The sequence below is a fragment of the Planctomycetota bacterium genome, from assembly GCA_038746835.1.
Taxonomy (GTDB): Bacteria; Planctomycetota; Phycisphaerae; order Tepidisphaerales; family Tepidisphaeraceae; genus JBCDKH01.
Map to the genome: position 1 here is coordinate 1 of JBCDKH010000191.1, position 6769 is coordinate 6769.

General features: G+C 65.7%; 6 protein-coding genes. 3 read left to right on the forward strand and 3 right to left on the reverse strand.

Annotation, left to right across the window (positions count from 1 at the left end; genetic code table 11):
- Positions 1–377, reverse strand: a 377-nt coding sequence (gene truD, locus AAGI46_14475; GenBank protein MEM1013413.1) for a tRNA pseudouridine(13) synthase TruD, incomplete at its 3' end; no start/stop codon positions are given.
- Positions 378–541: 164 nt separating this feature from the next.
- Here truD and AAGI46_14480 point away from each other — a divergent pair.
- The 3 genes from AAGI46_14480 to serA are packed head-to-tail and all read left to right on the forward strand — an operon-like array spanning position 542 to position 3608.
- On the forward strand, positions 542–1012 hold the full coding sequence (locus AAGI46_14480) for a GNAT family N-acetyltransferase (GenBank protein MEM1013414.1): 471 nt from the start codon (positions 542–544) through the stop codon (positions 1010–1012).
- Positions 1013–1049: 37 nt separating this feature from the next.
- The gene (locus AAGI46_14485; protein MEM1013415.1) at positions 1050–1982 is read left to right on the forward strand and encodes a histone deacetylase; all 933 of its coding nucleotides are present in this window, start codon (positions 1050–1052) and stop codon (positions 1980–1982) included.
- A 6-nt stretch (positions 1983–1988) separates the two neighbouring features.
- Positions 1989–3608 (forward strand): phosphoglycerate dehydrogenase, encoded by a 1620-nt coding sequence (gene serA, locus AAGI46_14490; protein ID MEM1013416.1) that lies wholly within the window; start codon positions 1989–1991, stop codon positions 3606–3608.
- 19 nt (positions 3609–3627) lie between these two features.
- On the opposite strand, the gene AAGI46_14495 is transcribed toward serA, so the two are convergent.
- Positions 3628–6180, reverse strand: a complete 2553-nt coding sequence (locus tag AAGI46_14495; GenBank protein MEM1013417.1) for a calcium-binding protein — start codon at positions 6178–6180, stop codon at positions 3628–3630.
- A 136-nt stretch (positions 6181–6316) separates the two neighbouring features.
- A partial coding sequence (locus AAGI46_14500; protein ID MEM1013418.1) for a hypothetical protein occupies positions 6317–6769 on the reverse strand: 453 nt, incomplete at its 5' end.

Consider the following 6769-nt stretch of genomic DNA (forward strand, 5'->3'; position numbering starts at 1 on the left):
AGGTGGCCGAGCTTGAGCTTGTTGGTGTGCAGGTCGCACCATCGCGGTGCGAGGCTGTCGACCTCCATCGTCATGACGCGCTCTTCCGTGACGTCCCTGGTCAGCGGCACGCTGAAGAGCTGCTGTGTGACGGCGTGTCGGTCCTTCAGGCCCGCGTAGCCGATGTCGCGTCGGTCGATGTCGAGTTCGGTCGCGATGCGTCGGACAGCCTCCATGGTGGTCAGGCCGACCTTCTGGCACTCGAAGACGATGAACTCGCCCTCGCCGGCCGGGTCGTAGAGGGGCAGTTCCTGGACGAAGAAGTCCTCGGGTTTCTCCCGCATGACGCCGCCGACACCGGGCAGATCGTCGGTGAGATACGGCAGGTCGCGGGGCATTCGGCTGAGGGTAGCGGAGAAGGGAAACGCAAAGACGCAAAGGGGGCAAAGAGCCGCAAAGGCAGAGCGTGGAAGAAACGACATCACCTTTCAGATCTCTTTGCGGTCCTTTGCCACTTTGCGTCTTTGCGTTTCTCGGAACGGTCGGCTACTCAACGTGATCGATGCTGATCCGCGCCGCTGTTGCCAACGATCGGGAGCGTTTGAGTGCGATCTATGCAGACGCCGTGCGGGCGGCCGCGCCGGGGCGGTATTCGCCGGAGCAGGTCGACGCTTGGGCAGACGCGGCGGAGCGGGCGGCATCGAGTGCGTTGGCAGCGGACCACGAGACTTGGGTCGCCGAGATCGACGACGTCGTCGCCGGGTGGGGCTCGCTCGATCGTCGCAACGAGCCGGCCGGTCGCGTCGCATACCTGTACATCGCCGGTGACTTCCAACGCCGCTGCGTCGGCGATGCGCTGTTGCAAACGATCGAACAGCGTGCGAGGGAACTCGGACACTCGCACCTCACAAGCGAGGCCAGCTTCCTCAGCATCGGGCTGTTCCTGCGACGCGGCTACCACGAGACAGAGCAGGAAGTCGTCGACTGGGGCCCGGTTCAGTTCCGCAGGCACCTCGTTCGCAAGGACCTTTGAACGGAGCGTCGGCAGAGGCGTTTAGTGTCACGCTGCATTGCCGACGCCGTCTTCCATCGCAGGCTTCACGAGCGAGCGGTACTTCGTACAGCTTCCGCCGGGACATGTGTTCCCGATGGAGAAGTTCCCGCAGTCGGCCAGGGCGTTGGTCGAAGACGGGACGCTCGCTCGCGATCGTGTCATCGATCCGGGCCAGGTCGACGAACGCGATTTGCTCCGTGTCCACACGCCGGCCTACGTCGAGTCGATCCGCACCGGCCGATTCAACGAGCTGACCGCCAAGAAGCTCGGCCTGCCGCCGTCGGAGGCGTTGTCGATCCGCAGCCACAACGCGGTCGCCGGCACGATCGCAGCGGCGCGGTTCGCCATGGCTGAGGGCATCGCGTGCAACCTCGCCGGCGGGACGCATCACGCCTTTCCCGACAGCGGCCAGGGCTTCTGCGTCTTCAACGATGTGGCCGTTGCGATTCGGACGCTGCAGCACGAAGAGCCACTGCTGCACGCCTTCGTCGCCGACCTCGATGCGCACCAGGGCAACGGCACGCACGCGATCTTCGCCAATGACCCGTACACGTTCACCTACTCGCTGCACGTCGGGCGGAACTATCCGTCGGCCAAGGTGCCGGGCGACCTGGACGTGCCACTGGACCGCTGGGCGTCGGCCGAGGCGTACGTCGAGCAGATGGAGCGGACGCTTCCCTCAGCGATCGAGCGGTTCGAGCCCGACATCGTCTTCTACATCGCTGGCGTCGACCCGCACGCTGAAGACCGCTTCGGCCAGATGAAGCTTTCGACCGACGACCTTCGCCATCGCGACGAACGCGTCATCGCCCTCTGCCGCGACTGGCACATCCCGACCGTCGTCCTCTACGGCGGCGGCTACCACAAGACGCCGGGCATGACCGCCCAACTCCACGCCCAGACTGTCCGCATCGCCGCGGAGCGATGGCGGCGCGAACGCCTACGGTGACCGCCCATGGCCGACCTGCGCATTTTGATCGCTGACAAGCTCGCTGACGACGGGCTTAAGCTGCTCGAAGCCGAGGGCGTCGACTACGACGTCAAGGTTGGTCTCAAAGAAGACGAGCTCACCGCCGCCGTCAAGGGCTACGACGGGCTGGCGGTGCGGTCGGGGGCGAAGGTGACGAAGAAGGTTCTCGAAGACCCCGGCAAGCTCAAGGCGATCGCTCGTGCGGGCGTGGGCGTGGACAACATCGACCTCGACGCGGCGACGGCTCGGGGCGTCCTAGTCGTCAACACCGCTGCTGCCAGCACGCTGTCGACGGCCGAGCACGCGATCGCGCTCATGTACGCCCTGGCGCGCAAGATTCCCGGGGCCGACGCGCATGTGCGGGCGGGCTCGTGGAAAAAGAGCCAGTACCAAGGCACGCAGCTGGCCGGCAAGACGCTGGGCGTCGTCGGGCTGGGTCGCATCGGGCAGACCGTCGCGACGCGGTGCCTCGCGATGGAGATGAAGGTCGTCGGCTACGACCCGTACTTCAAAGGCGACGCCGCACTCGATGGGCGCGTCAAAATCGTCAAGGACTTCAACGAGTTCCTCAAGCAGCTCGACGTCATCACCTTCCACGTTCCAGGCGGCGGCGACACGAAGCACCTGCTGGACGCACGTCGCCTGAATGAAATCGCCAAACCGAACCTGCTGGTCGTCAACGACGCACGCGGCGAGGTTGTCGATGAGTACGCCCTGGCTGAGGCACTTCGGGCCAAGAAGATCGCTGGCGCGGCCGTGGATGTCTTCGCCGTCGAGCCGCCACCGCAGGATCACCCGCTGTTCGGGCTGGACAACGTCGTCCTCACGCCGCACCTCGGCGCCCAGACCGACGAGGCTCAGGAGGCCGTGGCGGTGGAAGCGTGCCGGGCGCTGGTCGCATACCTCAAGCGCGGCGAGATCAGCGGCGCGGTGAACCTCAGCGGCGTGAAGCTCGACCTGCCGGCCGACGAAGCGGCGCTGGCCGACGTCGCGTCACGTGCCGGTCGACTGTTGACGGCACTCGTCGAGCCGAAGGATCTGGACGAAGTCATCGTCCGTGCCTCTGGCGAGAAGGCCCAGAAGAACCTCGAAACGCTCAAGCGACTCGCGGCCGTCGAGCTGCTGAGCCCGATGCTGGCCAGCCCGGCGAACGTGATCAACGTCGAGCCGTCGGCAGCCGAGCGGAGCATCACGCTCGTCGCCAACGCCGAGACCGCCCCGCCGCAGGGGCTTGTCGGCAACATCGTTGGTGTCCGCGCGACGACGACGCACGGCTCGCACCGCATCCTCGGCACCGCCTACGCCGACGGCCGACCGCGTGTCCTGCGGATCGACGACTTCGAGATGGATCTCGTGCCTGCCGGCGAGATGGTGCTCATCGAAAACGACGACCAGCCCGGCGTCATCGGCACCGTCGGCCAGGCGTTCGGCGTGGCGAGCGTGAACATCGCCGACATGGTCATCAGCCGAGCCGAGGTCGCCGGCACGCAGCGGGCGCTGATGGTGCTGAAGGTCGACCAGGCCCCAGACGACGCGTTGCTCGAAAGCCTCCGCCAACACGAAAACATCCGCCGCGTCAGCCGCGTGAGCCTGCCGCCGCTGTGATGCTGGTTCGTCGGAGCGTCTAGGTTGTCAGCGTTGCCCCGAATGTGGCGACCAGCGAATTGACGGCCGGTGCATCGTCGTCGAACAGCTCCATTTCGAGAACGCCCGCGACGACATCGAGTTCAACGGGCACCAGGATGCCACCGGGAAGCGTTGTCGTTCCGGTCGGCACGAGGTCGCCGTTGACGTCGTCGAAGAACGTCGTGGTGTAATCGCCGTCGACGAGAAGAGCGCCGACCAGCGGAGCGTCGGGGTCGGTGATTTCTTCAAAGACAAGCCGCGCGTTCGGGTCGTTGAAAACCAGTGTTCGCTGGAATGCTGGCCCCGTGGTCGGCCTCTGGATGCCGGTGTCACCGATGCCGAGATGGGTGAGTTGGACCGGAATGGTCAGCCGCTCGCCGGGGAGGACTTCGTCAAGGTCGAGTTCGAACGAGATGCTGCCGGCACCTTCCGCGGCGAGTGCGACGACGCCGATGTCCTGACCTTGCGGGGTTACGAGTGCCCAGTCGAAGTGGTAACTGCCCTGCCACGCCCCGTTGAAGTCGGACGTCGTGAGAAGCGGCGTCGTCGGCAACGCGACGAGCGCTCCGGCGAGCGCGATTCCGCTGAAGGAGTCGAAGCTCGGGCGGACCTGGTCGAGCAGGTCATTGCTCGAAGCGCCGAGTCCGACCACGCGACTCGCCGAGACGACGCCGGCTTCGTTGATGCCTTCGCGAAGCGGTCCGGGCACCGCACCCAACTCTTCGCCACTTCCATTGTCGACCGAGTCGATCAGACCTTGGCTAGCCAGACCGAGCACGCCAGCGGCGGCGTACGCCAAGCCGACAGCGCCGTCGCCACTGATCAACGCGACAGTCGTCGCCTCCGGAACCGCCAGCACGGATGCCGCCGTCTCAGCGATGCCCAGGAATGCGGCTAGTTCCTCCAGTGTCGCATCGTTGCCTGAGGCCAAGCCGAAGACACGGTCCAGCACCGTTGCGGCACCTGCAATGAACGCACTGCTGTCGCCATTCTCGGCGGCAGCAGCGACAGTCGCGTCGTACGCCGGTTCGGCTCGCAGGCGTTCTTGCTCGGCAGCAGCGAAGGCTTGTAGCAGCACTCGATCGGACGCTGCCAGCGACTCGTCGCTCAGCTCGAACGGCATCTCGTTCAGCGAGAAGCTCGCAGATGTCCCGCCCGCACGAGCCGCCTGAACTTCCGACAGTCGGGCAGAGACGGTCGCGAGCTGAGCGTTGACGTCATCGAGCAGGAAGCCCTCCGCGTCACCGCCGATCCGCAGCAAGCGGGCGGCATCGTCGGTCAGTCGATCGACGGCGGCTTGCAGGACGTGTTCCGTGACCAAGCCTGTCGGAAGGCTGTTGGCGATAGCCGAGCCGAGCGGCAGGTTCGGCGCGGTGGCGACGCGTGTCGTCGACTGACCGACGACGTCGAGGAGCCGGAGCGTCACCTGCTGATTGGCGTAACGATTCGGACTCAGGTCCTGCAACGCTGGGACGGCGACGATGACCTCGCCCTGTGTGACGCTCGCGGCGGCAACGTCGGCGACGGTGATGCCGTCGACGACGAAGCGTGCGAGATAAGAGCGATCCGGGTCGAAGTTGCCGAAAAGGCGAACAACCGATCCGCCACCGTCGGCCGCTGCGACCTGCGTGCCGCCGAGTCGCAGGCTCGATTCGGTGTCGCTGAGTCGGAAGATGTCGCTGCTTTCCAGGTCGCGTGCTTCGCTCTCGTTTTCGTCGCCGAAGTCGAAGAGGTCGTTGCCGGCGCCGCCGGTGAGTTCGTCGACACCTTCGCCGCCCGTGAGCGCATCTTCGCCGTCATTACCGAAGAGTTGGTCTTGGCCGCGTCCGCCGTCAAGCAGATCATCGAATCGCGAGCCGCGCAGGCTGTCGTTGCCATCGCCACCCAGTGCGAGCAGAGCGGCGTCGTCCAGTGAAGTTGTGAGCCCGTTGTCGCTTTCGATCAGGTCGTCGCCCGCGTTGCCCTCGACGAAGTCGGCGCCGCTTCCGCCGAAGAGCTGGTCTGCTCCTTCGCCGCCCAGAAGGTTGTCGTTGCCGTCCTGCCCTGCGAGCAGATCACTCCCCGGACCGCCGAAGAGTCGGTCGTCGCTGTCACCACCGGCAAGCGTGTCGTTCCCGTCGTGCCCCCAGAGGCTGTCCTTGTTCGCACCGCCCGAGAGGACGTCGTTGCCTGATTCGCCACGCAGAACGTCACTTCCCGCGAGTCCGACGATGAAGTCGTCACCCGCCCCGCCGAAGACGGTGTCGTCTCCGATGCCGCCGATGAAGCGGTCGTCGCCGTCCCCGAGCCGAGCCAGCACGGGAACCGCGACGTCGTCTGCAAGCTGGGCCAGGTCATCGCCCGCATCCAGCGATAGCTCGATGCGACTGACGTCTGTCAGCGAGAAGGCTTGGGAGCTGCCGTTGAGCGTGACGCGAAGCTCGCCCGCATTCGCCTCGACGACCACGACGTCGTCGTCAGCGCCGCCCGTCACCTCGACGACGGAGTCGCTCAGCGTGACAGAAAGCAGTCGACGCAGCTCGAGCTGCTCGATGGATCGGTTGTCAGTCATTGTCGTCCCACGCAGGTCCGCAAAGCTCCCACGTCAACGACGCCGGCACGCTCCGCCGACGCATGCTTCGCAATGTCCACCGGGATTCAGACGGACTGAACGTCGCTGGTACCCCAGGTGATCGCGATAAACAGGCCTAGGCCGCGAGGCGGAGGTATTCGTTGACGTCGGCGGCGAAGGGTTTGGGGTCGAGGTCGCGCGAGTCCGTCGGGAGGCGGAAGAGGTGGCCGCAGCCGGCGGCTTCGAAGGTGCTTCGCAACCGCTCGTCTTGTCGAAGGTCGGTGTGCAGGTACGGGCCGACTTCAGTGAGGCGCAGGTAGTCGGCGTCGGTGCGGGTCAGGCCGAGCCGCTTTTCGAGCTGGCGGAACTCTGGCGATGGGGCCATCGTCAGGAAGAGGAACGTCCGCACGACAAACGCCTGGTCGGTCGGCGTGACCATCAGGTAGCCGAGCCGATCGTCGTGGATTCGGTAGGCAATCAGGAGCTCTTTGCGATCCTTGCCGCGTCGGTCGACGATCTTGGGTTCGACGAGGCTCTCGTGCAACCAGACTTCGAGGAAGTCCTCGGCCCCGGGAAGCTTGAGGCGTTG

Coding starts and splice junctions, on each gene's coding strand:
- AAGI46_14480 (MEM1013414.1), top strand. CDS start 542: ATGCTGATCCGCGCCGCTGTTGCCAACGATCGGGAGCGTTTGAGTGCG.
- serA (MEM1013416.1), top strand. CDS start 1,989: ATGGCCGACCTGCGCATTTTGATCGCTGACAAGCTCGCTGACGACGGG.
- AAGI46_14495 (MEM1013417.1), bottom strand. CDS start 6,180: ATGACTGACAACCGATCCATCGAGCAGCTCGAGCTGCGTCGACTGCTT.